The organism is Leucobacter sp. G161, from assembly GCF_001482305.1.
Classification (GTDB): Bacteria; Actinomycetota; Actinomycetes; order Actinomycetales; family Microbacteriaceae; genus Leucobacter.
Map to the genome: position 1 here is coordinate 22190 of NZ_LOHP01000079.1, position 23674 is coordinate 45863.

A 23674-nucleotide genomic window follows, 5' to 3' on the forward strand; every position below is an offset into this window, starting at 1 on the left:
GTTACGCGCCGGCGATGAACGCTTCGAGTTCCGCGCGCGCCTCGTCGTCCGGCTTCTGCACCGGAGGCGACTTCATGAAGTACGCGGAAGCCGCCTCGACCGGGCCACCGTGGCCACGATCGAGTGCGACCTTTGCGGTGCGGATCGCGTCGATCATTGTGCCTGCCGAGTTCGGCGAATCCCACACCTCAAGCTTGTACTCGAGCATCATCGGCACGTCACCGAAGCCGCGGCCCTCAAGTCGCACAAAGGCGAACTTGCGGTCCTCAAGCCACGGCACGTGGTCGCTCGGCCCGACGTGCACGTCCTCGGCCGGCAGGTCTGCAACGATGTTTGACGTGACGGCCTGGGTCTTCGAGATCTTCTTCGAGTGCAGACGGCTCCGCTCCAGCATGTTCTTGAAGTCCATGTTGCCGCCGACGTTCAACTGGTACGTGTGATCGAGTGCGATGCCGCGGCTTTCAAGCAGCCGCGCAAGCACACGGTGCGTGATCGTCGCGCCGACCTGGCTCTTGATGTCGTCCCCGACGATCGGCAGCCCCGCCTCGGTGAACTTTGCAGCCCACTCCGGATCACTCGCAATAAATACGGGGATCGCGTTGACAAAGGCGACGCCGGCCTCAAGCGCGGCCTGCGCGTAGAACTTCACGGCCTCCTCGCTCCCGACGGGGAGGTAACAGGCAAGCACTTCAGCACCTGAATCGCGGAGGGCCTGTGCCACGTCGACGGGGGTCACCGGCGACTCCACGACCTCATCGCGGTAGTACTCGCCGAGACCGTCGTAGGTCGGAGCACGGAGTACTTCAAGACCGATGTGCGGAACCTCGGAGAACTTGATGGTGTTGTTCCGGCCGGCCCAGATCGCTTCCGACAGGTCCTTTCCGACCTTTTCAACGTCGACGTCGAACGCGGCGACGAACTCGAGATCCGAGACGTGGTGGCCCCCGAGTCGTACGTGCATCAGCCCGGGAACCTCCGCGTCGTCAGCTGCGTCACGGTAATACTCGACACCTTGCACGAGTGAGCTCACGCAGTTTCCAATTCCCGCGAGGGCGACCTTCACACTCATCGATACCCCAATTTCTTTCTGTGCGGGCAACAAGCCCAACTGTCTACCTTAATCGCCGTTGCACGGCTTGAACATTTTGGTGCTTACGGCGCGGGCGTGAACCGGAACGCTTCGACGGCTGCAATCGCCTGTCGCTGTCCTCCGACGTGCACGATCTCGTCGCCGTCGACCGTGAGTTGCGTCGCATACGCGCGGAGCGCAACGACTTTGCGGTCGAGCCACGGCGTCACGTCGTGCACCTCGAGCAGCGCGGGGGAGTCGCCCGAGTCCTGCCCCTGCTCCGCAGGGTCATCGCTCACGATTTCCCAGAACGGCAGTTCCAGGGCAGCTGCCACCGCGCGTGCAATGCGGTGTGCGTGGACGTGATCCGGGTGCCCGTAGCCACCGCCGTCGTCGTAGCTCACGATTGCCCCGGCGCCGGCGCCGTGCGCCGCCGCGAGAAGGTCGTTGAGTGACTCGACAGCGGGAACGCTCGTGAGCGCGTCAGCAGTTGCGTCGGTTCCGGGACCGGCGAGGCCGTCGGCCTGCCAAGCCATACCGGAATCCTCGTAGATCGTCGGCGGAAGGCCCTCGGCTCTCGCGGGCGGCACCCCGAGGAATGCGTGGCGTTCGACGCCGAGCATCGCGAGCGCCGCGGCGAGCTCAGCCTGCCGGTGGGGTGCGAGCCCGTCCGTCCCCGCGAGATGAGCGAGGGGACCGTCAACGACCTCACCACGCTCGCCACGCGTGAGCGTCACGACGAGCGGCTCCAACCCGGCCTCAGCGAGCGCTGCGAGCGTTCCACCGGTCGCGATCGTCTCGTCGTCGGGGTGCGCGTGCACGAACATCACACGCTTCGCGCCCGAGAACCACTTCGAGATTTCTGTGTCCACACCAGCCCTAACCATTCGCGTCCTCAGTCTGTTCCCGATACCACTCGAACAGGCGCTCAGCCGCCGCTGCCTCACCGATGAGCCCCTCATCGAGACGCACCTCGAGCAGGTGCGCGTATGCGCGACCGACGAGGGGTCCGGGCGGGATCTCCAACAGCCGCATAATCGCGGCGCCGTCAAGCTCCGGGCGTACTGCAGCGAGTTCTTCCTGCTCGGCAAGCTCCCCGATCCGCCGCTCGATGTCGTCGTATGCGTGCTCGAGCCGCTCCGCCTTCCGGCGATTGCGTGTGGTCACGTCTGCGCGGGTGAGGATGTGCAGTTGTTCGAGCTCGCCCCCGGCATCGCGCACGTATCGTCGCACCGCCGAATCCGTCCACTGCTGATCGCTGTATCCGAAAAATCTCAGGTGCAATTCAACGAGTCGCGCGACCCGCTTCACCGTGGTGTTGTCGAATCGCAGTTCTCGGAGCCGCTTCTTCGTGAGCTTCGCCCCGACGATGTCATGGTGGTGGAACGTCACTCCGCCACCTTCGAAGCGCCGCGTCGCCGGCTTGCCGATGTCATGGAGAAGCGCTGCGAGCCGGAGCACCAGGTCCGGCTCAAATGGCTCACCCGAGGCAACATCGTGCCGTGCGGTCTCCAGCTCAATGGCCTGCCGGAGCACAGTGAGGCTGTGCTGATACACATCCTTGTGGCGCCCGTGATCGTCCTGCGTGGTGAGCAGCGCGACGAGTTCTGGCAGGAATCGCTCGGCAAGCCCCGTCTCCACGAGCAGTTCCAGCCCGGGAACGGGATCAGCGGTCAGCAGGAGCTTCGTGAGTTCGTCGCGCACCCGTTCCGCGGAAATGATGTCGAGCCGGTCCGCAAACAGCACCATCGCGGCCTCGGTCTCGGGCGCCACCTCGAATCCGAGCTGGGACACGAATCGCGCGGCTCGCAGCATCCGCAGTGGATCGTCGGTGAAGGATGCTTCCGGCGAGGCCGGCGTGACGATGCGCTGCGCGAGCAAGTCTTCGACGCCGTTCGACACATCGACGAGCTTGAGCTCGGGCAGCAGAAGAGCGAGCGCGTTCATGGTGAAGTCTCGCCGGACAAGATCACCCTCGATCGTGTCCCCGAAGCTCACCTCGGGCTTTCGGGAGTCGTCGCGATACGTATCAGCCCGGTACGTGGTGATCTCGACCTGCTCGCCGTGCACCTGCGCGGCAATCGTGCCGAAGTCGCGGCCGACGTCCCAAATGTTTTTCGTGAGCGTCTCGAGCACCGCGCGAGTTTCATCGGGGCGTGCCGAGGTCGTGAAGTCAAGGTCGGTCACTGGGCGGCCGAGCATCGCGTCACGCACCGGCCCGCCGACGAGCGCAAACTCGTATCCGGCGTCAGCAAATGCCTGCGCAAGGGTCGCCACTGGGCGGGACTCGGCGATCTGCCGGAGCGCGGTCATAGATTCTGCAAGAGAAAGCACCCACTCAGGGTACCGGGGCTGAGACATCTCTACACTTACTCACATGCGACTTCTTCGGCGACCGAGGGCTTGGACAGCCGCCGCCATAGCGAGCGCGCTCCTCACCGGCGGTGCTTCACTGTCGTTACAGCCCGCGGATACAACACTTCCTGAGGCCCCGGAGCAGGCATCGGATGAGTACGCTCCGAACCTCGAACTCGTGGTCGCCCCGGAGTCTCCGGTGTTTACCGAGAAGGATACCGAGGTGAGTTTCACCGTGTTGCTGCGGAACGACGGCGATCTCAGTGTTCCCGAGGGATCCGTTGAGCTCGCACTCGGTGAGCAGTTTTCCGGCGGCAGCGCGCTCCCCAGGCCGGAAGAACTCGCTGCCCCTGATCCCGCAGAGGCCATGCCGAGCGACGATGCTGGCGCCCCCGTACGCACCGTCATTGCAACCGCGCCCATCGATGCCGTCGCCGGCGGCAAGCAGCAGCGCACCACCATTACCGTGCCGGTCGCACAGGTGGCCGCATTCTCGGCTACCGGTCACGGGGTCTATCCCCTGTATGCGACGTATCAGCCCAGCGACTCCGCGTCAGCCTCGAGCCTGTCAGCGTTCAGCCCAGTGATCTGGGAGGGGCCGGGCGACGCTGAGGACTCGGTCGATCTTACGAGCATTGTTCCGCTCACGCTGCCCGCAGTGGTGCATTCGATGCCCACCCGTTCACAGCTCAACGCGGCCGTGCCTCGCTTCGAAGCGCTCGTGGATTACGCGGCGCGTTCACATTCCATTCTTGCCATCGATCCGCGCATTATCACCGCGATCCGAGCCTATGGAACCGAAGCACCGCAGGCTTCCCGGGAGCTCCTTGAACGGCTGGAAAGCGGCCAGATCGCGAGCTTCCTGCTGCAGTACGGCGATGCGGATCCCGCCGCCCAGGCAGACCTCGGGTTGACCGAGCTCCTCCAACCGGACGGCTTTGAGTTCATCACGCGCTTCGGCACGTGGGAGCCGCAACCGTCAAGCACCGAGGATCGCAGCGCTCCGACTGGCTCACCCGACGAAGGGGTCCCTGACGACGCCGATTCAGCTGCGGCGGCGCAGACGGGGGAGTCGCCCGAGACCGAGGCTGCAGAGCCCCAACCCGAAGCGGACGAAACGGCGCTTCCTCCCGCTGACGACGCGCTGGCGCTGTGGCCCAACGGCCTCGCAGCTGCCTGGCCGGCCGAGGGCCAAGTGGGCGCCTCCACCATGGCACTGCTGCGTGGCGCCGGGCTCGACCTCGCGGTGCTGCGCTCAGACAACGTCACCCTCACTGGCGGCCCGCGCGCGAAGCTTGGGGAGAGCGGCGCGCTGGTGACTGATGCCGAGCTTGACGCTGGCGTACGGCTCGCACTCACTGGCGACACTGAGACGGAGCGAGCCCTGGGCAAAGCGCAAGCCTCTGCCCGCCTCGCGCTGGCAGCCAGCTCCGGAGTGAAGGGGCTCATGCTCGGTGTGGATCGCGGCGCAAGCGCCGAGGTAGAACGACCGGAAGAGCTGCTCAGTGAACTCACCACGCAGCGATGGGTTCGCTCAGTCGCCCACTCCGCTCAGGCTGAGGGCGCTGCACAGCTCACCGCAGTCCGCCCTGAGGAAGAGCGGACCGAGCTGCTCCGCACGGCCCTCGCGAACGAACCGGTCGTCCTCGAGGCACGCGCCGCACTCGTCAACCCCGAGTATCTGGATAGCTACCAGCGCATGCGTGTCCTCTCGCTGTTCGCGACGAAGCACGCCGCACCCGACGCCAACTTCGCCGCAACAGCACGACAGTTCGGCGAGCGCGACAACGAGTTACACGACGGCGTGCGAATCGTGGGAACCAAGCGCGCACAGCTTGTCGGCGGATCGACCCGTATCCCTATCCAGTTGCGCAACTCACTGCCGTTCGACGCGGTGGTGAATCTCGAGGTATCCCCAACGTCCGCCGCGTTGAGCCTGCCCGAGCGAACCTTCCACGACATTCAATTGCCAGAAGATTCCACCGATCGCGTGCTCGTGCCTGCAAAGAGCCGAGTCTCCTCCGGGGACTCGGCGCTCCTGCTCTCGGTCACCAGCGTCGACGGCGAATACACTGCGTCGACAGGCCGTCTTGAGATCACTATTAGCAGCGCTGTGGAGACCGTCGCCGTCGCTCTACTCGCCGCCTCAGCAGCGCTCTTGTTCGGCTTCGGCATTTGGCGGAGCGTCCGTCGCCGCAGGTCGCCCAGCCCCCGGGAATAGCACGGCTTTAGGATGGGTTGTACCGCCTATCAGCCATACGGCAAAGCATAAGGAGAATCATGCGCGAGGTCATCATCATCGGCTCAGGCCCTGCTGGGTTTACGGCAGCAATTTACGCTGCACGAGCTGAACTGTCACCGCTCATGTTTGCGAGCCAGGTGAGCATGGGCGGGGAGCTCATGAACACGACTGACGTCGAGAACTTCCCCGGGTTTCCCGAGGGTATCCAGGGCCCCGATCTCATGCAGAAGATGCAGGAGCAGGCGGAGCGATTCGGCACCGAGGTCGTCTATGACGACATCACCGAGGTCGACTTCTCCGGCGAGATCAAGCGGCTCACCGACACCAACGGCAACGTTCACGAAGGACGCTCCGTGATCTTCGCCACCGGCTCCGCATACCGCAAGCTCGGCGTTGCAGGCGAAGAGCGCCTCTCAGGCCATGGCGTGTCCTGGTGCGCCACCTGCGATGGCTTCTTCTTCCGTGACAAGACCATCGCGGTCGTTGGCGGCGGCGATTCCGCCATGGAGGAGGCAACGTTCCTCACACGCTTCGCAAAGAAGGTCTATGTGATTCACCGCCGTGACTCGCTCAAGGCGTCGAAGATCATGCAGCAGCGTGCCTTCGACAACGACAAGATCGAGTTCATTTGGAACTCGGAGGTCGCTGAGATCCACGGTGCGGACTCGGCGGAGCGGCTGACCCTGCGGAACACTGTCGATGGCTCGGAGAGCGAGCTCCCCATCGAGGGGCTCTTCATCGCAGTTGGCAACGATCCGCGCACCCACCTCGTGCACGACATCCTTGAGATCTCGGACGAGGGCACGATCGTCGTCGAGGGCCGCTCATCCGTGACCTCCGTTCCGGGTGTCTTCGCCGCCGGTGACGTCATCGACCCGAGTTACCGCCAGGCCGTCACCGCTGCCGCGTCGGGCACGGTCGCGGCGCTCGACGCCGAACGCTACCTCGCAGCGATCGCCGCCGACCAGCCAGCCGCTGTCGCCGGTTAATCAGCAGACTGAACACTAGGAGATTCACCATGAATGAGCCAATTAACGTTGACGAGCAGACCTTCGACAAGGTCGTACTCCAGAGCGAGATCCCCGTTCTCGTCGATTTCTGGGCTGCCTGGTGCGGCCCCTGCCGTGCGATCGCGCCAGTACTCGAGGAGATCGCGAAGGAGCAGGAGGGGAAGATCCTCATTGCGAAGCTCAACGTCGACGAGAACCCGACCCTCGCTGCGCAGTACCGCATCACGTCCATCCCCGCGATGAAGGTGTTCCAGGGCGGCAAAGAGGTTCACGAGATCATCGGCGCAATGCCGAAGCAGATGATCGAGAACGAGCTCACCGGAATTATCTAACGCGCGCTACCGAATTCGTGTGTTGAGCATCGCGAACACTGCGATCCCCAGGATCAGCGCGAGGCTCACAATGAGCGGCAGCACGGGTGAGAATCCGTACAGCACCGTCGCGAGGAGCGGGGTCGCCATCCAGGTGATGCCGTTGGTTGAACTCAGCGTCCCCGCAAGCCCACCCTGCTCCTCACGAGAGACGAGCAGGGTGGGCGCGGAGAGCGCGCCAGGGATCGCGAGCCCCGTGCCCATGCCGACAAAAAACACCCCGATGAGAAATACCGGGATCGGTAGGGAAGCAATCGTCGCCGCAAAGCCGCACGCCGCGGTGAGCGCACCAACACGCATGAGTACTGCGGGCCGCCACCCCGTCGCAGGCACGACAATCCCCTGAGCGAGCAGCATGCCGATGCCGGCGGCGAGCAGAGCGCCTCCGATCACGAACGGCACCGTCCGCGCTTCGAAGGCGAAGCGGTCATGGATGATAAAGCCGATGGTGACCTGCAGCATACTGAAAACCGTGAAGACGCCGAGGCTCACCACGAGAAACGGCCACACTCGCGGATCAGTCGCGCGCACCCGCACCGGGCGCGCAACGAGCTCACTGGGCCGTTCACTCTTGAGGAAGATCAGCCCGACGAGCATCGCGGCCAGCGGCGCAAAGGGAAGCACCGTCAGCGACGTGACGAGGCTAATGCCCGCGAGTAGCCCGCCGACCACCGAGCCGGCCACCATTGCGAGTCCCTGAACTGACCCCAGCCCGGCCATGCCACGCACCCGATCCGCCTCGGTGACAGTCACCTCTGCGACGAAGGCCTGTGCTGTGGGGAACACTGCAGAAAGTGCCGTACCGAAGAGCGGGCCCCGGCTCAGAATGAGCAGCGCAAACAGGAGCGGCCCGCCAATCGCCCCAGCCATTCCGAGCTGCGCGACTCCGGCAAACGCGAAAAGTGACACTGCCGCAAGGAGTGCTGCCCCCACCAAGACCGGTTTCCGTCCGAGCTGTTGCGATTTCCGCCCCCAAAGGCGGCTCGTCAGCACCACCATGAGCGCCGACGCGCTCACGATGAGTCCGGCCTGCCACTCTCGCATCCCCAGGGACCGAGTCAGGGGAGCAAGCACCGGATGCAGGGTGAACTGACCGAGAAACACGAGAAACGTCATGGTCAGCACAGACCGCACTTGGATGCGGGCAGCTCGAGCGTCGCCTGACGCCGCCCCTGGCACTGCAGCTACCATCGCGCGGAGCTCAGCTCAGAACACATACGTCGCCCGTCATTGGGCGCTCCACGAGTGCACACTCCTCGACCATACCCATTTTGAGCGGAGCGTGGGGGCTCAGGCGGTATCCGGAGATACTTCGGCGCAACAAACGGGAACCGAACCGGTTGCGGGACTAGTGGAAGCCGGGGTCTCCAAGCTCGCCCAAAATACGCTTCAGGTCGGCGATTGTCGCAAAGTCAATCGAGATTTGGCCCTTTTTCGCGCCAAGCTTCACTGACACCCGAGTATTAAAGCGATCCCCGAGACGATCGGCGATTTCGCTGAGCTGGGCCTGCACCGCGCCCGGACGAGCCTTCGGCGCCTTTCGCTTCGGAGTCTCGCCAGCAACGGCCTCCGCAGTACGCACGGACATTCCCTCATTCACGATCCGGTCAGACAGTGACTGCATCGCCTGTACATCGCCGTCGAGCGAGAGAATCGCACGCGCGTGGCCGGCCGTCAGTACCCCAGCGGCTACGCGAGCCTGTACCTGTTCAGGGAGCTTCAGCAGGCGGATAGTGTTCGAAATCTGCGGTCGGGATCGTCCGATTCGCTCCGCAAGCTGCTCCTGCGTGATCCCAAAATCTGCGAGGAGCTGCTGATACGCGGAGGCTTCTTCCAGCGGGTTCAGCTGCGCGCGGTGGAGGTTCTCGAGAAGAGCATCGCGGAGCATGTGCTCATCGGCAGTTGACCGCACGATAGCTGGAATCGTGTCTAGGCCGGCGCGCTTGGATGCTCGCAGGCGCCGCTCGCCCATGATCAGCTCGTAGGTCGCCCCGGACTTCGGCTTTGGGGAAATCTCGCGAACGACAATCGGCTGGAAGACACCGAACTCCTTCACGGAGTGCGTGAGCTCTTCAAGAGCCTCTTCGTCGAACTCGGTGCGCGGCTGGAGCTGGTTGGGAACGATGTCCTGAACGCTCAGCGAGCGCAATTCCGCACCGGGAACGGCGACAAGGGAATCATCGGCCTGAGGAGACCCGGCGGCGGTGTCGTTCAACGCTGCAGCTGCAGCTGAGGGGAAGAACACGTCTACTGGTCGCTCTCCTTCGGCTGGGGACTGAGGAATGAGCGCGCCGATCCCACGGCCAAGACCACTCCGCTTCTTCGTTGCCATCCCTAAACTCCCTCATCCTCAGTCTTCATGGGCGCACCACGATCCGCCATCTCAGCGGCGGCCTCAAGATAGGCCAGCGCGCCAATGGAGCTGCTGTCGTACTCGTGCACCGTTTGTCCGTAGCTGGGGGCCTCGGAGATACGGACCGACCGCGGGATCACCGCGTCGAGTACCTCATTCGGGAAGTGATCTCTGACCTCGTTCGCGACCTCTTGGGCAAGGTTGGTGCGCGCGTCATACATGGTGAGCAGGATCGTCGACACCTGGAGCTCCGGGTTGAGGTGTTTCTGGATCAGCTGGATGTTTCCGAGCAGCTGACTCAGCCCCTCAAGCGCGTAATACTCACATTGGATCGGGATCAACACTTCTCCGCCCGCTACAAAGGCATTGATCGTGAGGAGCCCGAGGGACGGTGGGCAATCGATGAAGACGTAGTGATAGGTGCGTTCTGAGGTCTTCAGGAACGCATCGAGCGCAGTTCGCAAACGCTGTTCCCGCGCCACCATGGAGACGAGCTCGATCTCTGCCCCGGCAAGGTTAATCGTCGAGGGTACGCACGCAAGATTCTCGTGGTCGCTCGAGATCTGGAGCGCTTCCTCGATCGTTGCTTCACCCAACAGCACTTCGTAGACGCTCGTAATCTCAGGGCGATGCGGAACACCGAGAGCGGTCGACGCGTTGCCCTGCGGATCGAGATCGATAACCAGCACGTTGGCACCTCGGCGCGCAAGCGCAGATGCGAGGTTCACCGTCGTGGTCGTCTTGCCGACGCCGCCCTTTTGGTTCGACACTGTGACAACCCGGGTTTGCTCCGGCAGGGGAGACGGGATCGTCGCGAGACGTTTGCGCCGCTTGATTTTGTCCTCGAGGTGATCGGCAACGAGTGGTTTCTCAGCCATGGATACCTACTTTAGCCCGGAACACGCGGGTGCTCTCAGTAAGAAGATCTGCGCCGAGTTCTGTGACCTCAACGTCGCGAACCTTGTACTTCCGAAGCACCTTCTGTGCGGCTTCGATTTCGTCGTGGATCGCTGCTCCCTTCAGGAACAACAACTCTCCGTCCTCACGCAACAGCGGAACAGTGAGTGGCACGAGCTTTCGGAGCGCCGTTACGGCACGCGCGGTCACCTGATCAACTTCGAAGGCGCCGTGAAATTCCTCGGCGCGTCCACGCTTCACGTGGGTGTTCGTGAGCCCAAGCCGCTCGATTTGTTCCGTGAGCCAGGCGCAACGGCGCTCCATCGGCTCGATCAGGTACATCTCGACGTCGGGACGAATAATCCCGAGCACCAGCCCGGGCATGCCGCCGCCAGTTCCGATATCGGCGACGCGGCCGCCCTCGCGCAACAGCGGAGCAAGCACTGCACTGTTGAGCAGGTGCCTGGTCCACAGGCGGGGGAGTTCGAGTGGGCCGATCAGTCCGAGTTCTTCACCGCGCGCAGCAAGATCCGCAGCGAATTCACGGAGCACTTCAATCCGATCGCCTGCCAGTACCGCGGCAGCCGCTGGTTCCGCTTCGAGCGCTACTGCGAGCGACTCGCCCTGATCCTCGTGTTTCACGTGAAACCTATCTAGGCCGCGCGGATGACAAGTCGGCGACCCTTGCCTTCACCCTGCGACTCGGAGAAGTAGCCTCGCTCAGCAACCTGATCGTGGACAAGCTTCCGCTCGTACGACGACATGGGCTCGAGCCGCACTTCGTCCCGGCCCGCAGCAATCTGAGCGATTGCCGCGTCAACCATGCCGACGAGCTGCTCTTCGCGGGCAACGCGTGAGCCAGCAACGTCAATGATGAGGCGTGAGAATCGGCCAGTCTTGGCCTGGACCGCGAGCCTCGTGAGGTCTTGCAGCGCCTGAACAGTGTCGGGCGTAGCGATGCGATCGATGCTCTGCCCGCCGCCCGTCACCGAGACATACGCACGGCCATTCTCGACGGTGATGTCGAGATCCCCGTCGAGATCTGCGATGTCGAGCAGACCTTCAAGGTAGTCAGCGGCAAGGTCGCCGTCAGCCTCGAGCGTCTCGAGCGAGACTTCCTCGGCCTCAGAGAATTCACGCTCTTCAGTCACGGACGACCTCACTTCTTCTTCTTGGCGCGCTTGGCGCTGACGGGCTGCTGCCGCTGTCCCTGCGGCTGGGTTGCCTGGCTGGACTCCTCGGGAGCGTCATCAGTCAGCTTACCCTTTGCCTTCAGGCGGGCCTGGCGCGCGCGCCACGCCTCAGATCCGGGGTTCGGCATGGTGTTGATAACGATGCCCTGCTGCGCCATGGTCCAGATGTTCGAGGTCATCCAGTAGATGTTGAGCGCGAGCGGGAAGGTGACGCCCGAGAAGAGGAATGCGAACGGGATGATGTAGAGCAGAATCTTCTGCTGGCGGTACATCGGCGAGCTCTTCGTCTCGTCGGAGACGTTCTTGGACATGATCTGCAGCTGGGTAAAGAACTGCGAGGAGATCATGAGGATGACAATGGCGCCGAGCAAGCCGACGACTACCCAGTTCTGGGATTCCCAACCCTGGGTGAAGTTCATCTTCAGGGGAGCGCCGAAGATCGATGCCGCGTTGAAGCTATCCGTGAGCTCTCGATCCATGAGGCCGATGCCCTCGGTGTTCTCCGAGGCCTTCCGCAACACGTAGAACAGCGAGAAGAAGACAGGCATTTGGATAAGGATCGGGAGGCATGACGAGAAGGGGTTGGTGCCGTGCTTCTTGTACAGCGCCATGGTCTCGCGACTCATGGCCTCACGGGAGAACTGGTCGTTCTTCCCCTTGTACTTCGTCTGGATCTTCTTCATCTCAGGCTGGATGTCCATCATCCGGCGCTGAGACTTGATCTGCCGGACAGTCACTGGGATCAGAGCTGAACGAACCACGATCACGAGACCAATGATTGAGAGCACCCAGGTGAGGCCACTCTCTGCGCTCATCCCCAGAGCGGTAAAGAGTTGATGCCAGAGGACGAGGACTACCTCAACCAGCCACCGAAGTGGCCAGAGTATGGTCTCGAAGAAGTTCACTGGATCAGGCCTTTCGGATGCGGGGGCGGACAAATCCGCTGGAGTTTATGTCAAAGAATGTGACCTTGCGCGACGGTACGTCATCGATACCGCCTCCGCTAAACGGATTGCAACGGAGCAACCGCCAGATCGTGAGCGCGATCCCCATGAGAAATCCTCGCTGCTGATACGCCTCCATAGAGTATCGGGAACAGGTTGGATAATACCTGCAGACGTCCCCGTACAGCGGCGAGATGATGCGGCGATATGCCTTCATGAGGAGTATCGCAAGATTCCGTGGCGCGAGCCACAGTTCCCATAGGATTCGCTTCATGCCTGTGCTCGCACTTTTTCGTGTGCGCGATGCAACTCCCGCCGCAGTTCGGCGAATGTCGCGTCGGCTGCTCTGGGAAGCGCGCGAAACACGATGTCACTGCCCTCAGCGCCATCTCGAATGAGTTCATCTGAGATGGCCTTCATGCGGCGACGCACGAGATTCCTCGTGACGGCGTTTCCGACGGCCTTCGAGATGATGTACCCGAAGCGGGGAGTAGCATCCGACGTTTCTGCTGCGGAACGACGAACCGCGTAGGTAATGCAATATGCACCACCTACGCGGTTCCCGGTTCTCACGGCTCGGCGATAATCCTCGCCACGAGTCACACGATGATGCCTAGCCGGCATGATGACTCGTAGACCAGAACTACGCGGAAAGCTTGGTGCGGCCCTTGCCGCGGCGTGCCGTGATGATTGCACGGCCAGCACGGGTGCGCATGCGGGAACGGAAACCGTGCACCTTAGCGCGGCGGCGGTTGTTGGGCTGGAAGGTACGCTTGCTCATAGTTCAGACTCCGTGACTTTATGGTATGAATCCCCAGGGTTCACGACCCAGGGAAAGTCGGCTTTTGGGCAAGCGAGAAAGGAGCTGCTGCCCATACAAGGTACTTACTTTACGCCGATATTCATCACCCGTCAAAGCCGCCCTTTCTTGGAGTTACATACAGGCCAGCGTCAGCCTGTGGATAATGTGCGTGTGACCGCACCGAATTCCTGGCAGTGGTTACACTTAGCTGTGGATAACCTCGCCCGAATTGCACCCGTGAACGACCAAGAAGAAGTAGATGTCTGACGAAGAACTCAACGAACTCTGGGAAGAGATCAAGCGCCATGTGAACGCTGATCTCTCCGTTGGACCCGTCTACGGGGCACAACTTTTGCTCGCTACCCCGCGAGGCGTCGCCGCTGGAACGCTGTACCTGGCGGTGCAAACCGATTTCACTCTGAAGCTGCTTGACGGCCGACTGCGACCACCGATTATGGCCGCACTTGCCGGCATTACTACGGCGGAAAGCATCAACAACTTCGTCGTGATTGTCGATGAGGATGCGGTGCCGACACCCGAGCCGGAAGCCGGGGAGCGCCATGACTTCGTGACCCCCGCAGCGGTGCGGCCCGAGCGACCAATCCAGGAACCGCGGAGCCGCCACGCCGCTGCCGTTCCATTCGAAGATCCTCATTTGAATGAGAAGTACGACTTTGACTCATTCGTCATCGGGCAATCGAACCGGCTCGCGCACGCCGCGGCGCTTGCGGTGTCGGAATCACCTGCGCAGTCGTACAACCCACTCTTCATTTACGGTGACTCCGGTCTCGGAAAAACCCACTTGCTTCATGCGATCGGGCACTATTCCCGCGAGCTCTTCCCGGAAATCCGAGTTCGCTATGTGAGCTCCGAAGACTTCACGAACGACTTCATTAACTCGATCGCGAACAACCAGGGCGCACAGTTCCAGGATCGATATCGCAATGTCGATGTCCTGCTAGTCGACGATATTCAGTTCCTCGAGGGCAAGGCCGAGACTCAGGAAGCCTTCTTCCACACGTTCAACACGCTGCACAGTCACAACAAACAGGTGGTCATCACCAGCGACGTACAGCCGAAGCAACTTCGTGGGTTTGAGGAGCGCATTACCTCTCGCTTCGAGTGGGGCCTGCTCACCGATATCCAGGCACCCGACCTCGAAACGCGTATTGCCATTCTCCGCAAGAAGGCGCAGCGTGAACACCTTGACGTCGATGACGCAATCTTGGAGTTCATTGCGTCCAAATTCTCCTCGAACATCCGTGAGCTCGAGGGCACACTTATCCGCGTGACCGCCTATGCGAACCTCAATCGGCAACGCATCGACATGCCGCTGGTCAAAACGGTGCTCAAGGATCTCATCTCGATCGACAGCGACAACGAGGTGCAGCCTACGGACATCATCAGCCGTACCGCTGAGTACTTCGACCTGTCGGTTGATGAGTTGTACGGGCCTTCACGGGCGCAGCAGATCGCACTTGCCCGCCAGATCGCTATGTATCTCTGCCGAGAACTCACACAGTTGTCGCTTCCGAAGATTGGCCAGCTCTTCGGCGGCCGTGACCACACGACCGTGATGTACGCCCACAAGAAGATTGCGCAGCTCATTACCGAGCGCCGTTCCGTGTACAACCAGGTCACCGAACTCACCACGAGAGTAAGGCAGAACGGCCGTTAACCATCCACAACCCACAGGCTCCTGTGGATAACTGGGGATAACTTCTGAAAAATGTGGACGAGTGAGGGGGTGCCTGTGGAATCGAAGGTTTTTGTCACTTCGCCGTCATCATGCGGATCTACAGCTATCCACGGCTTACGAACAAGTCACACCGGTGTAGTTTGCATATGCCGCATGGAAAGCCAGGAGTTATCCACAGTTTCCACAGCCCTTATTACTATTACAAGTTTTCTCATTCTTGTAAGCCACTCAATCACGCTCCGCTCCGCGCCTCCGGTTTCACCAAACTCGAAGGTGTGCAAAGATTGTGGGGCTGGCGCCAGGAGCGCCTACGAAGGGAAAACACATGCGATTCACCGTCAACCGGGACGTGTTCAGCGACGCAGTGTCGTTCGCGGTGAAGTTGCTTCCTCAGCGCCCGACACAGCCGCTGCTGAGTGGAGTGCTACTTCACGCTGAGGATGCCGAACTCACAATTTCGTCATTCGACTACGAGGTATCTGCTCGTACGGGTGTAGTCGCAGACGTCAGCGACGCCGGGCGAGCTCTCGTTTCGGGTCGTTTGCTTGGGGAAATTGCGCAACGTCTTCCGCATGCCGACGTGCAGGTCTCCCTGCTCGAAAGTCGCGTCGAGGTGCGTTGCGGTAGTGCCTCCTTCAGCCTCCCGGCAATGCCTGTTGAGGAATACCCGCAGGTTCCCGTCGTCGATTCCGTTTCTGGGGCTGTCCCGGCGCAAGATTTCGCCGACGCTGTTGCACAGGTTTCTCTCGCTGCATCGAAGGACGATGTCACGCCCGTCATCACCGGCGTTCAGTTCGAGGTTTCTGAGAACACGTTGACCCTGACTGCCACCGACCGTTACCGTGTTGCCACACGGGGACTCGATTGGGAAGATCGCGGTGCCGGCGAGCACGTCAACGCCCTTGTCCCGTCGAAGATTGTCACCGAGGTAGGCAAGACCTTCGCGAATGACGGTGAGGTTCGAATCACCATTGTGAAGGACGGCGAGCGTGAGCTCATTGCCTTTACCGGTGGTACCAAAACAGTCACGTCGCTGCTGATCAAGGGCAACTATCCTCCGGTCGGGCGCCTGTTCCCGGAGAACGTTGATAACTACGCCGTCGTGAACACTGCCGAACTGATCGAAGCTGTGGGCCGTGTTGGCCTCGTGCTCGAGCGCGAGGCTGCTCTTCGGTTCTCGTTTGCCGAGGGTGCGGTGATGCTTGAGGCTGCAGGAACTGAATCTGCACAGGCCGTTGAGAGTGTTGATGTACACCTCATGGGTGACGAGATGATCGTTTCTCTCAAGCCCCAGTTCTTGCTCGACGGACTTCGCTCGACTCACTCCGAGTTCGCGCGTATTGCGTTTACCCGCACTGATAACCCCGGAAAGCCTGGCCCGGTACTCATCACGAGCCAGCGGAGCAAGGACGAAGCTGACGACGCAAGCTTCCGGTACCTGCTCCAGCCCAACTTGCTGCTGCGGTAGCCAATGAAGGTCGCTCATCTTTCGCTTGGCGACTTTCGCAACTACACGGCAGCCGAACTCTCGTTGCGGGCCGGGGCCAACCTTATTGTGGGGCGAAATGGCCAGGGGAAAACGAACCTGGTTGAGGCCATCTCGTATTTCGCCACGCTGAGATCACACCGCGTGTCGAGTGATGCAGCGATGATTCGGGCCGGTGCACCCGCAGCAATTGTGCGCATGCGGGTTGCAGCGGGGGATCGCGATGTCGTTCTCGAGACCCAGTTGAATCGGAGCGGAGCAAACCGGGCGCAGGTGAATGGCAATCCTGTGCGGTCGCGTGAGCTGACTCGGTGGTTTACATCGGTCATGTTTGCACCGGAGGACTTGAGCATCGTCCGCGGAGAGCCCGCCGGCCGGCGCCGATTCCTTGATGACGCGCTAACAGCCCGCCTTCCAGTCGCCGGAGGAGTGATTGCGGATTATGAGCGAGTTGTTCGTCAGCGCACGTCCTTACTGAAGTCCGCTCGTGGGGCAGCGAGGGGGAGTTCAGCAGTTGAGTCCACGCTTGAGGTCTGGAATGATCAACTCGTCGAACACGGAGTCCGAATCATGCTCGCGCGCCGCGAGTTGGTTCGGGACCTTTGCGCACCACTCGCCGAGGCATACACTGCGCTCGTTGGTGAGGATCACACTCCACGACTTCACCTGAACGAGTCGGTTCACGACGTGTCGGGCAATGTTTCACGTGAAACCCGAGATGGCAATCTCGGGATCGACGTTTCACGTGAAACGCTCACGGCAGAGTTTCGCAGGGCGCTCAGTGAAGCCAGGGGGCGGGAGCTCGAGCGGGGGGTCACCCTCGTCGGCCCGCACCGCGATGACCTGGAGCTGACGCTGAACAATCTTCCAGTTCGGGGGTACGCCAGCCATGGTGAATCATGGTCCTTCGCACTCGCTCTCAAAATTGCGCTAGCCACCGTCATACGTGGGGAATCACCGGCTGGAGATCCGGTGATCATCCTTGATGACGTGTTTGCCGAGCTCGACCGGGGGAGGCGTGAACGATTGATGGCGGTGGTGAGTGACTTTGAGCAGGTGATCGTAACCGCCGCAGTCGAAGGTGATGTGCCCGAAGGGCTTCCGTGGCATCGGATTCAAGTCCACGCGGGGGAACTCACGGAAGCTGAAGACAGTGAGTGACACGGGAGATAGCTTCCCCACCAGTGCCTATTTGCGTGCAAAGAGTGTATGGCGCGGGCGCATTCAGCGCAGAAAGCGTCGCCGCGATGGGGAAGATGGTCTTTCGAAGCCGTTCAGTAGCGGGAGGGACCCCAAGGCGCTCGGTTTCGTTCTCGAATCCGTTGTGGTGGATATGGGGTGGTCCAGTGAGCTTGAACAGGCACGAATTATTGAGGAATGGCCAGCATTTGTTGGCGAAGCGACTGCGGAGCACACCCAGATCATCGGGATTCGGGACGGCGTGCTCGAGGTCCAGTGCGACTCGACAACCTGGGCGACTGAGCTTCGGAGGCTCCGGGCAGAGATGTTGACGCGCTTGCTCAGCGAGTATCCTGATTCAGAAATTCGTGACATGCGCTTCCGGGCTCCCGGCGCACCGAGTTGGCGTCACGGCCCGCGAGTCGTGCCAGGACGCGGTCCAAGAGACACGTATGGCTAATCTCCCCGGGGTTGCGAGTCCTGCGGAAAATCCTTAGGGACGATCCATCGAAAAAATCGCCCACCAGCGGCCACAAAAGCCGTTCTGCGGGCCGATTCTTGATAGACTTGGGTAGAAGTGTGCCTTAGGCTAAAAATGGCCCGTGGTTAACCGGGAGAGTGTGCATCACAATATGACTTTAGAACAGACTGCGGCTGAAGAATATGGCGCCGGAGAGATCCAGGTCCTCGAAGGGCTCGACGCCGTTCGCAAGCGTCCCGGTATGTACATCGGTTCGACGGGACCGCGTGGTCTTCACCACCTCGTGTACGAGATCGTGGACAACTCGGTCGACGAAGCGCTCGCCGGACACTGCGACACCATCAATATCACGATCCTGCAGGACGGCGCGGTCCGAGTAGTTGACAACGGTCGTGGCATCCCTGTCGATATGCACCCGACTGAGGGGCGTTCGACCGTTGAGGTAGTTCTCACGGTGCTGCACGCAGGCGGCAAGTTCGGCGGCGGCGGCTACGCAGTCTCTGGCGGTTTGCACGGCGTGGGTTCTTCAGTCGTAAACGCGCTGTCGAGCAAGTTCGATGTCTCCGTGAAGCGTCAAGGTTTCACGTGGAACATGTCGTTTACAAACTCTGTCCCTGATGCCCCACTGGCACAGGGGGAGCCGACAGACGAGACCGGAACGACAATCACGTTTAGGCCGAGCGCGGATATCTTCGAGACTGTTGAGTTTGATTACACGACGCTTCGGACGCGCTTCCAGCAGATGGCCTTTCTCAACAAGGGGCTGCGGATCACGCTCGCTGACGAGCGCCCCCAGGAGCCCGTCGAGAACGAGAGTGGAGAGCTCGTCCAGCCCAAGCCACTCTCTGACGAGTTCATGTACGAACGCGGCATCCAGGACTACGTTGAGCACCTGAATAAGGCAAAGCGCGCTGAGCTCGTGAACGAGGAGATCATTTCCTTCGAACTCGAGGACACCGAGCGCAAGATTTCTGCCGAAATCGCAATGCAGTGGACGACATCGTACTCAGAGAGCGTCCACACCTACGCGAACACGATCAACACGCACGAGGGCGGCACCCACGAAGAGGGATTCCGAGCGGCACTGACGACGCTGGTGAATCGTTACGCTCGTGAAAAGAACATCATTCGCGAGAAGGACGACAACCTGTCGGGCGAGGATGTGCGCGAGGGACTCACCGCAGTGGTCTCCGTGAAGCTCGGTGAGCCACAGTTCGAGGGGCAGACGAAGACCAAACTCGGTAACACCGAGGCGAAGGCGTTTGTTCAGAAGGTCGTTGGCGATCAACTGGGGGACTGGTTTGAACGCAATCCCGGGCCGGCGAAGGATATTATCCGGAAGTCGATTCAGGCAGCGACTGCGAGACTCGCCGCCAGGAAGGCGCGGGAGACGGCTCGTCGTAAGGGACTCCTTGAGTCAGGCGGAATGCCTGGCAAGCTCTCCGACTGCACGAGCAAAGATCCGACTGTCTCTGAAATCTTCATTGTGGAGGGTGACTCCGCAGGCGGTTCCGCGAAGACCGGACGCAACCCAGAGACGCAGGCAATTCTCCCGCTCCGAGGCAAGATTCTGAACGTCGAAAAGGCACGGCTTGACCGCGCCCTCGGTAATGCTGAGGTCCAGGCGATGATCACCGCGTTCGGAGCCGGCATCGGCGAGGACTTTGATCCAGCGAAGGTCAGGTACCACAAAATTGTGCTCATGGCCGATGCTGATGTCGACGGCCAGCACATTACAACGCTGCTCCTGACGCTGCTCTTCCGCTATATGCGACCGCTTATCGATCTCGGCTATGTCTACCTCGCGCAGCCGCCGCTGTACCGCATCAAGTGGACGAACGCGGAGCACGAATATGTGTACAGCGACGCCGAGCGTGATGACCGTCTCCAAGCTGGCGCTGCTGCCGGCCGGCGTCTCCAGAAGGAGAGCGGCGTACAGCGCTACAAGGGTCTCGGTGAGATGAACCACGAGGAACTTTGGGATACCACCATGAACCCGGACACCCGCACCCTGCTGCAGGTGACCATGGACGATGCGGCGATCGCCGATGAGGTCTTCTCCACGCTGATGGGTGAAGACGTAGAGGCACGCCGCAGCTTTATTCAGCAGAACGCGAAGGACGTGCGCTTCCTTGACATCTGAAAACAACACCCCGGACGACGCAAACGAGAACGTAGAGTTTGTGCCGGAAACGGAAGCAAACCACGGTCGGATCGACCAGGTCGAACTGAATGTAGAAATGCAGCGTTCGTACCTCGATTACGCAATGAGCGTGATCGTTGGGCGTGCGCTGCCTGACGTCCGTGACGGATTGAAGCCCGTTCACCGACGTGTGATTTACACCATGTACGACGGGGGATACCGCCCAGACAAGGCGTTCTCCAAGTGCACCCGTGTCATCGGTGACGTCATGGGACAGTTCCACCCCCACGGCGACACCGCCGTGTACGACTCTCTGGTTCGACTCGTGCAGCCGTGGTCGTTGCGTTACCCGCTCGCACTCGGGCAGGGCAACTTCGGTTCTCCGGGTAATGACGGCGCTGCTGCGCACCGTTACACCGAGACAAAGATGTCGCCACTCGCCATGGAAATGGTGCGTGACATTGACGAGGACACCGTCAATTTCCAGGACAACTACGACGGCCGCACGCAGGAACCGACGGTGCTCACCTCGCGCTTCCCGAACCTGCTGGTCAACGGCTCGGTGGGTATTGCTGTCGGTATGGCGACGAACATCCCGCCGCATAACCTCCGCGAGGTTGCTGCCGGAGCTAAGTGGCACCTGGAGAACCCGGACGCGAGCCGCGAGGAGCTGTTCGAAGCGCTCATGGAGCGAATTTCGGGGCCTGACTTCCCGACCGGAGCCCAAATCCTCGGCACGAGTGGAATTCGTGACGCGTATCGCACCGGTCGTGGATCGATCAAGATGCGCGCAGTTGTGACGATCGAAGAGATCCAGGGTCGGACCTGCCTCGTCGTCACCGAGCTGCCGTATCAGGTCAACCCCGACAATCTCGCGGTGAAAATTGCTGACCTTGTCAAGGATGGCAAGGTGCAGGGCATCGCAGATATCCGCGATGAGACAAGTGGCCGCACCGGGCAGCGTCTCGTCATCGTGCTCAAGCGTGACGCAATTCCCAAGGTCGTGCTGAACAACCTCTACAAGCACACGCAGCTCCAGGAGAACTTCGGCGCGAACATGCTCGCCATCGTCGACGGGGTGCCACGCACGCTCGCGATCGATGGGTTCATCACGTACTGGGTGAAGCACCAGGTCGAGGTCATCGTTCGCCGGACGCAGTTCCGGTTGCAGAAGGCTGAAGCCGAGGCTCACATTCAGCGCGGCTACCTCAAGGCGCTCGACGCGCTCGACGAGGTTATAGCGCTGATCAGGCGTTCTTCGACAGTGGATGATGCTCGTGAGGGGCTCATGACGCTGCTTGACGTCGACCAGATCCAGGCTGATGCCATTCTGGCGATGCAGCTCCGCAGGCTTGCAGCACTTGAGCGCCAGAAGATCTTGGATCTTGCCGCAAAGCTCGAAGCCCAGATCAAGGAGTACGAGGGGATCCTCGCATCACCCGAGCTCCAGCGTGGAATCATTATCGACGAACTCGATGAGATCGTCGGTCGCTATGGCGATGATCGGCGCACCACGATTATGCACGGCTACGACGGCGACATGTCGATGGAAGACCTTATTCCGGAAGAGGAAATGGTCATTACTGTCACTCGCGGCGGCTACGTGAAGCGGACGCGCATCGACAACTACCGTTCGCAGCACCGGGGCGGCAAGGGTGTTCGCGGTGCGCAGCTGCGTGCTGACGATATTGTCGAGCACTTCTTTGTGACGACGACGCACCACTGGCTGCTGTTCTTCACCAACACCGGGCGCGTATACCGCGCGAAGGCATACGAGGTTGCTGAGGGTGGTCGCGACGCAAAGGGCCAGCACCTCGCGAACCTCCTTGCACTTGCTCCGGATGAGCAGGTCACGCAGATCCTTGATCTGAAGCAGTACGACGACGCGAGCTACCTGCTCCTTGCTACGCGTGACGGTCTGGTGAAGAAGACGCCACTCACGGAGTACGACACCAACCGCACCGGCGGCATCATCGCAATTAAGCTCCGTGACGGAGACGAACTGGTGCAGGCGCTCATAGCGAGTGCTGAAGACGACATCTTGCTCATTTCACGGCAGGGAATGTCGATCCGATTTACCGCAACTGATCAGGCACTTCGCCCAATGGGTCGCTCGACGAGTGGTGTCCGTGGCATGAACTTCCGTGAGGGGGATGCACTACTCGCAGCCTCACCCTGAGTGATGATGAAGGCTATGTCTTTGTGGTCACCGAGGGCGGCTACGCGAAGCGAACCGCGGTGAACGAGTACCGTGTGCAGCAGCGTGGTGGATACGGCATCAAGGTCGCCAAGCTTGACGAAACTCGCGGGGATCTCGCAGGTGGCTTCATTGTTGATGAGGGTGACGAGGTTCTTGTCGTGCTTGCGAGCGGTAAGGTGGTTCGATCCGGTGTCGCTGAGGTGCCGGCCAAGGGCAGAAATACTATGGGAGTAGTGTTTGCCCGGTTCCCAGAAGGGGATCGTATTATTGGGATCGCCCGAAACGCCGAACGCGGTATCGACGATGGGGACTCGGAGGAGTCCGACACGGAGAACTCCGTAGACAAGGAAGACGTGAATGAGTAACACAGTCGCAGACCGACTCGCGAAGAAGACTCGTAAGAAAGCCCCGGCGAAGCAGGTCCGCCTGAAGCTCGTGTACGTTGACTTCTGGTCGGCAGTGAAGTTCTCCTTTATGGTCTCGATCTGTCTTGCAGTCGTTGGAGTCGTCGCCGCAATCCTCGTATATGTCGTGCTGCAGACGACGGGTGTGTTCGGCCGCATTGACGAACTGTTCATGGACATTGTCGGTGAAGAAAACAGCTTGATGAACTACATCGGCTTCCCCCAGGTAGCCTTCTTCTCGGTCATCGTCGGCGTGTTGAATACAATTGTCGGCACGGCTCTCGGGGCCATCGCATCCCTCGTATACAACCTGCTGGTGCGGGTTCTCGGCGGATTCCAGCTCGGTTTTTCGAGCAATTAGACCAAAAAGCAGCAACTCGATTTCGTTTTCTCTCTCGGAACCGGTAATGTTGTTGCTTGGTCAAGGGGCTATAGCTCAGGTGGTTAGAGCGCTTCACTGATAATGAAGAGGTCCCAGGTTCAAGTCCTGGTAGCCCCACTGAATTTCACGAAAATCGCGGAAAGCGATAGAGTGATTTTCACCCAAGGGTCCTTAACTCAGTTGGTAGAGTGCCTGCTTTGCAAGCAGGATGTCGGGAGTTCGATTCTCCCAGGATCCACAACGTAGAACATTCAGAACAGCCCCGCCGATGAGCGGGGCTGTTCTCATTCCGGGAGCATCCCCGGCTCCCGCCCCTACTGTCTTGTCTGGTGGTGACCAGGACCGGTGTGGTTGGCGATGAGCCGGGCACGCTGCGCGCAGGAGGGGGCTTATAGGACAAAACGTGTGGATGGTTCCGGGAGTGTCAGTCCCTCCCCACCCATCCAGCACGTAGCCAGAGCCCC

Annotated in this window: 21 protein-coding genes, 2 tRNA genes and 1 pseudogene; 12 read left to right on the plus strand and 12 right to left on the minus strand. The window is 60.9% G+C overall.

All coding sequences use genetic code 11. From position 1 onward, the window contains the following. Window position 1: 1 nt before the first annotated feature. The 3 genes from AUL38_RS13890 to AUL38_RS13900 all read right to left on the minus strand — a co-directional run bounded on the left by AUL38_RS13890 (window position 2) and on the right by AUL38_RS13900 (window position 3403). Entirely contained in the window at window positions 2-1069 is a 1068-nt protein-coding gene (locus AUL38_RS13890; protein WP_059062977.1) for an inositol-3-phosphate synthase, read from the minus strand. Between the two features lie 83 nt (window positions 1070-1152). Beyond that, complete coding sequence (locus tag AUL38_RS13895) at window positions 1153-1941, minus strand: PIG-L family deacetylase (protein WP_235590736.1); 789 nt, start codon at window positions 1939-1941, stop codon at window positions 1153-1155. 7 nt (window positions 1942-1948) lie between these two features. Continuing rightward, complete coding sequence (locus AUL38_RS13900) at window positions 1949-3403, minus strand: CCA tRNA nucleotidyltransferase (RefSeq protein WP_059062997.1); 1455 nt, start codon at window positions 3401-3403, stop codon at window positions 1949-1951. A 43-nt stretch (window positions 3404-3446) separates the two neighbouring features. Here AUL38_RS13900 and AUL38_RS13905 point away from each other — a divergent pair, with 43 nt between their 5' ends. The 3 genes from AUL38_RS13905 to trxA are packed head-to-tail and all read left to right on the plus strand — an operon-like array spanning window position 3447 to window position 7008. Next, entirely contained in the window at window positions 3447-5645 is a 2199-nt protein-coding gene (locus AUL38_RS13905; RefSeq protein ID WP_153006613.1) for a DUF6049 family protein, read from the plus strand. A gap of 59 nt (window positions 5646-5704) precedes the next feature. Further along, window positions 5705-6655 carry a thioredoxin-disulfide reductase gene (gene trxB, locus AUL38_RS13910; protein ID WP_059062980.1) on the plus strand — a complete coding sequence of 317 codons (951 nt, stop codon included), beginning with the start codon at window positions 5705-5707 and terminating at the stop codon, window positions 6653-6655. A gap of 29 nt (window positions 6656-6684) precedes the next feature. Next, window positions 6685-7008: a thioredoxin gene (gene trxA, locus AUL38_RS13915; RefSeq protein ID WP_059062981.1), complete on the plus strand. Its 324-nt coding sequence runs from the start codon at window positions 6685-6687 to the stop codon at window positions 7006-7008. A 6-nt stretch (window positions 7009-7014) separates the two neighbouring features. On the opposite strand, the gene AUL38_RS13920 is transcribed toward trxA, so the two are convergent. The 9 genes from AUL38_RS13920 to rpmH form a co-directional block, all read right to left on the minus strand. Further along, a complete protein-coding gene (locus AUL38_RS13920) occupies window positions 7015-8163 on the minus strand; it encodes an MFS transporter (RefSeq protein ID WP_161937446.1) in 1149 nt (382 codons plus the stop codon). Between the two features lie 232 nt (window positions 8164-8395). Further along, entirely contained in the window at window positions 8396-9379 is a 984-nt protein-coding gene (locus tag AUL38_RS13925; protein ID WP_059062983.1) for a ParB/RepB/Spo0J family partition protein, read from the minus strand. Between the two features lie 2 nt (window positions 9380-9381). Next, on the minus strand, window positions 9382-10278 hold the full coding sequence (locus AUL38_RS13930; RefSeq protein WP_059062984.1) for a ParA family protein: 897 nt from the start codon (window positions 10276-10278) through the stop codon (window positions 9382-9384). Further along, window positions 10271-10939 (minus strand): 16S rRNA (guanine(527)-N(7))-methyltransferase RsmG, encoded by a 669-nt coding sequence (gene rsmG / locus AUL38_RS13935; RefSeq protein WP_059062985.1) that lies wholly within the window; start codon window positions 10937-10939, stop codon window positions 10271-10273. Before rsmG ends, AUL38_RS13930 begins: the two co-directional genes overlap by 8 nt. An 11-nt stretch (window positions 10940-10950) precedes the next feature. Then, window positions 10951-11448, minus strand: coding sequence for a R3H domain-containing nucleic acid-binding protein (locus AUL38_RS13940; protein WP_153006614.1), 498 nt, complete (start codon window positions 11446-11448; stop codon window positions 10951-10953). Between the two features lie 8 nt (window positions 11449-11456). Then, window positions 11457-12395, minus strand: a complete 939-nt coding sequence (gene yidC / locus AUL38_RS13945; protein ID WP_059062987.1) for a membrane protein insertase YidC — start codon at window positions 12393-12395, stop codon at window positions 11457-11459. A gap of 4 nt (window positions 12396-12399) precedes the next feature. Next, complete coding sequence (yidD, locus tag AUL38_RS13950; protein WP_059062988.1) at window positions 12400-12708, minus strand: membrane protein insertion efficiency factor YidD; 309 nt, start codon at window positions 12706-12708, stop codon at window positions 12400-12402. Beyond that, complete coding sequence (gene rnpA / locus AUL38_RS13955; protein ID WP_083506908.1) at window positions 12705-13058, minus strand: ribonuclease P protein component; 354 nt, start codon at window positions 13056-13058, stop codon at window positions 12705-12707. The genes yidD and rnpA overlap by 4 nt, the downstream gene beginning before the upstream one ends. Before the next feature lie 19 nt (window positions 13059-13077). Further along, complete coding sequence (gene rpmH, locus AUL38_RS16945) at window positions 13078-13215, minus strand: 50S ribosomal protein L34 (RefSeq protein ID WP_042545514.1); 138 nt, start codon at window positions 13213-13215, stop codon at window positions 13078-13080. 280 nt (window positions 13216-13495) lie between these two features. On the opposite strand from rpmH, the gene dnaA reads away from it, so the two are divergent. From dnaA to AUL38_RS14000, 9 genes and pseudogenes are all read left to right on the plus strand, one after another. Further along, complete coding sequence (gene dnaA / locus AUL38_RS13960) at window positions 13496-14914, plus strand: chromosomal replication initiator protein DnaA (RefSeq protein WP_059062989.1); 1419 nt, start codon at window positions 13496-13498, stop codon at window positions 14912-14914. Between the two features lie 346 nt (window positions 14915-15260). Then, window positions 15261-16403 carry a DNA polymerase III subunit beta gene (gene dnaN / locus AUL38_RS13965; RefSeq protein ID WP_059062990.1) on the plus strand — a complete coding sequence of 381 codons (1143 nt, stop codon included), beginning with the start codon at window positions 15261-15263 and terminating at the stop codon, window positions 16401-16403. A 3-nt stretch (window positions 16404-16406) separates the two neighbouring features. Further along, complete coding sequence (gene recF / locus AUL38_RS13970; protein ID WP_059062991.1) at window positions 16407-17582, plus strand: DNA replication/repair protein RecF; 1176 nt, start codon at window positions 16407-16409, stop codon at window positions 17580-17582. Continuing rightward, the gene (locus AUL38_RS17915) at window positions 17506-18060 is read left to right on the plus strand and encodes a DUF721 domain-containing protein (protein WP_083506909.1); all 555 of its coding nucleotides are present in this window, start codon (window positions 17506-17508) and stop codon (window positions 18058-18060) included. The genes recF and AUL38_RS17915 overlap by 77 nt, the downstream gene beginning before the upstream one ends. Before the next feature lie 172 nt (window positions 18061-18232). Beyond that, window positions 18233-20224 (plus strand): DNA topoisomerase (ATP-hydrolyzing) subunit B, encoded by a 1992-nt coding sequence (gene gyrB, locus AUL38_RS13980; protein WP_059062993.1) that lies wholly within the window; start codon window positions 18233-18235, stop codon window positions 20222-20224. A gap of 97 nt (window positions 20225-20321) precedes the next feature. Next, window positions 20322-22789, plus strand: a pseudogene (gene gyrA / locus AUL38_RS13985) (DNA gyrase subunit A). Beyond that, window positions 22782-23189, plus strand: coding sequence for a DUF3566 domain-containing protein (locus tag AUL38_RS13990; protein WP_059062994.1), 408 nt, complete (start codon window positions 22782-22784; stop codon window positions 23187-23189). The pseudogene gyrA and the gene AUL38_RS13990 overlap by 8 nt, the downstream one beginning before the upstream one ends. A 64-nt stretch (window positions 23190-23253) precedes the next feature. Beyond that, a tRNA-Ile gene (locus AUL38_RS13995) sits at window positions 23254-23327 on the plus strand. Between the two features lie 48 nt (window positions 23328-23375). Beyond that, window positions 23376-23448, plus strand: a tRNA-Ala gene (locus tag AUL38_RS14000). Window positions 23449-23674: the final 226 nt, after the last annotated feature.

What these genes read in the sequence shown, in the direction of transcription:
- AUL38_RS13890 (WP_059062977.1), bottom strand. Translation starts at nt 1,069, where the DNA reads ATGAGTGTGAAGGTCGCCCTCGCGGGAATTGGAAACTGCGTGAGCTCA.
- AUL38_RS13905 (WP_153006613.1), top strand. Translation starts at nt 3,447, where the DNA reads ATGCGACTTCTTCGGCGACCGAGGGCTTGGACAGCCGCCGCCATAGCG.
- trxB (WP_059062980.1), top strand. Translation starts at nt 5,705, where the DNA reads ATGCGCGAGGTCATCATCATCGGCTCAGGCCCTGCTGGGTTTACGGCA.
- trxA (WP_059062981.1), top strand. Translation starts at nt 6,685, where the DNA reads ATGAATGAGCCAATTAACGTTGACGAGCAGACCTTCGACAAGGTCGTA.
- AUL38_RS13920 (WP_161937446.1), bottom strand. Translation starts at nt 8,163, where the DNA reads ATGACGTTTCTCGTGTTTCTCGGTCAGTTCACCCTGCATCCGGTGCTT.
- AUL38_RS13925 (WP_059062983.1), bottom strand. Translation starts at nt 9,379, where the DNA reads ATGGCAACGAAGAAGCGGAGTGGTCTTGGCCGTGGGATCGGCGCGCTC.
- AUL38_RS13930 (WP_059062984.1), bottom strand. Translation starts at nt 10,278, where the DNA reads ATGGCTGAGAAACCACTCGTTGCCGATCACCTCGAGGACAAAATCAAG.
- yidD (WP_059062988.1), bottom strand. Translation starts at nt 12,708, where the DNA reads ATGAAGCGAATCCTATGGGAACTGTGGCTCGCGCCACGGAATCTTGCG.
- rnpA (WP_083506908.1), bottom strand. Translation starts at nt 13,058, where the DNA reads ATGCCGGCTAGGCATCATCGTGTGACTCGTGGCGAGGATTATCGCCGA.
- rpmH (WP_042545514.1), bottom strand. Translation starts at nt 13,215, where the DNA reads ATGAGCAAGCGTACCTTCCAGCCCAACAACCGCCGCCGCGCTAAGGTG.
- dnaA (WP_059062989.1), top strand. Translation starts at nt 13,496, where the DNA reads ATGTCTGACGAAGAACTCAACGAACTCTGGGAAGAGATCAAGCGCCAT.
- dnaN (WP_059062990.1), top strand. Translation starts at nt 15,261, where the DNA reads ATGCGATTCACCGTCAACCGGGACGTGTTCAGCGACGCAGTGTCGTTC.
- recF (WP_059062991.1), top strand. Translation starts at nt 16,407, where the DNA reads ATGAAGGTCGCTCATCTTTCGCTTGGCGACTTTCGCAACTACACGGCA.
- AUL38_RS17915 (WP_083506909.1), top strand. Translation starts at nt 17,506, where the DNA reads ATGTGCCCGAAGGGCTTCCGTGGCATCGGATTCAAGTCCACGCGGGGG.
- gyrB (WP_059062993.1), top strand. Translation starts at nt 18,233, where the DNA reads ATGACTTTAGAACAGACTGCGGCTGAAGAATATGGCGCCGGAGAGATC.
- AUL38_RS13990 (WP_059062994.1), top strand. Translation starts at nt 22,782, where the DNA reads ATGAGTAACACAGTCGCAGACCGACTCGCGAAGAAGACTCGTAAGAAA.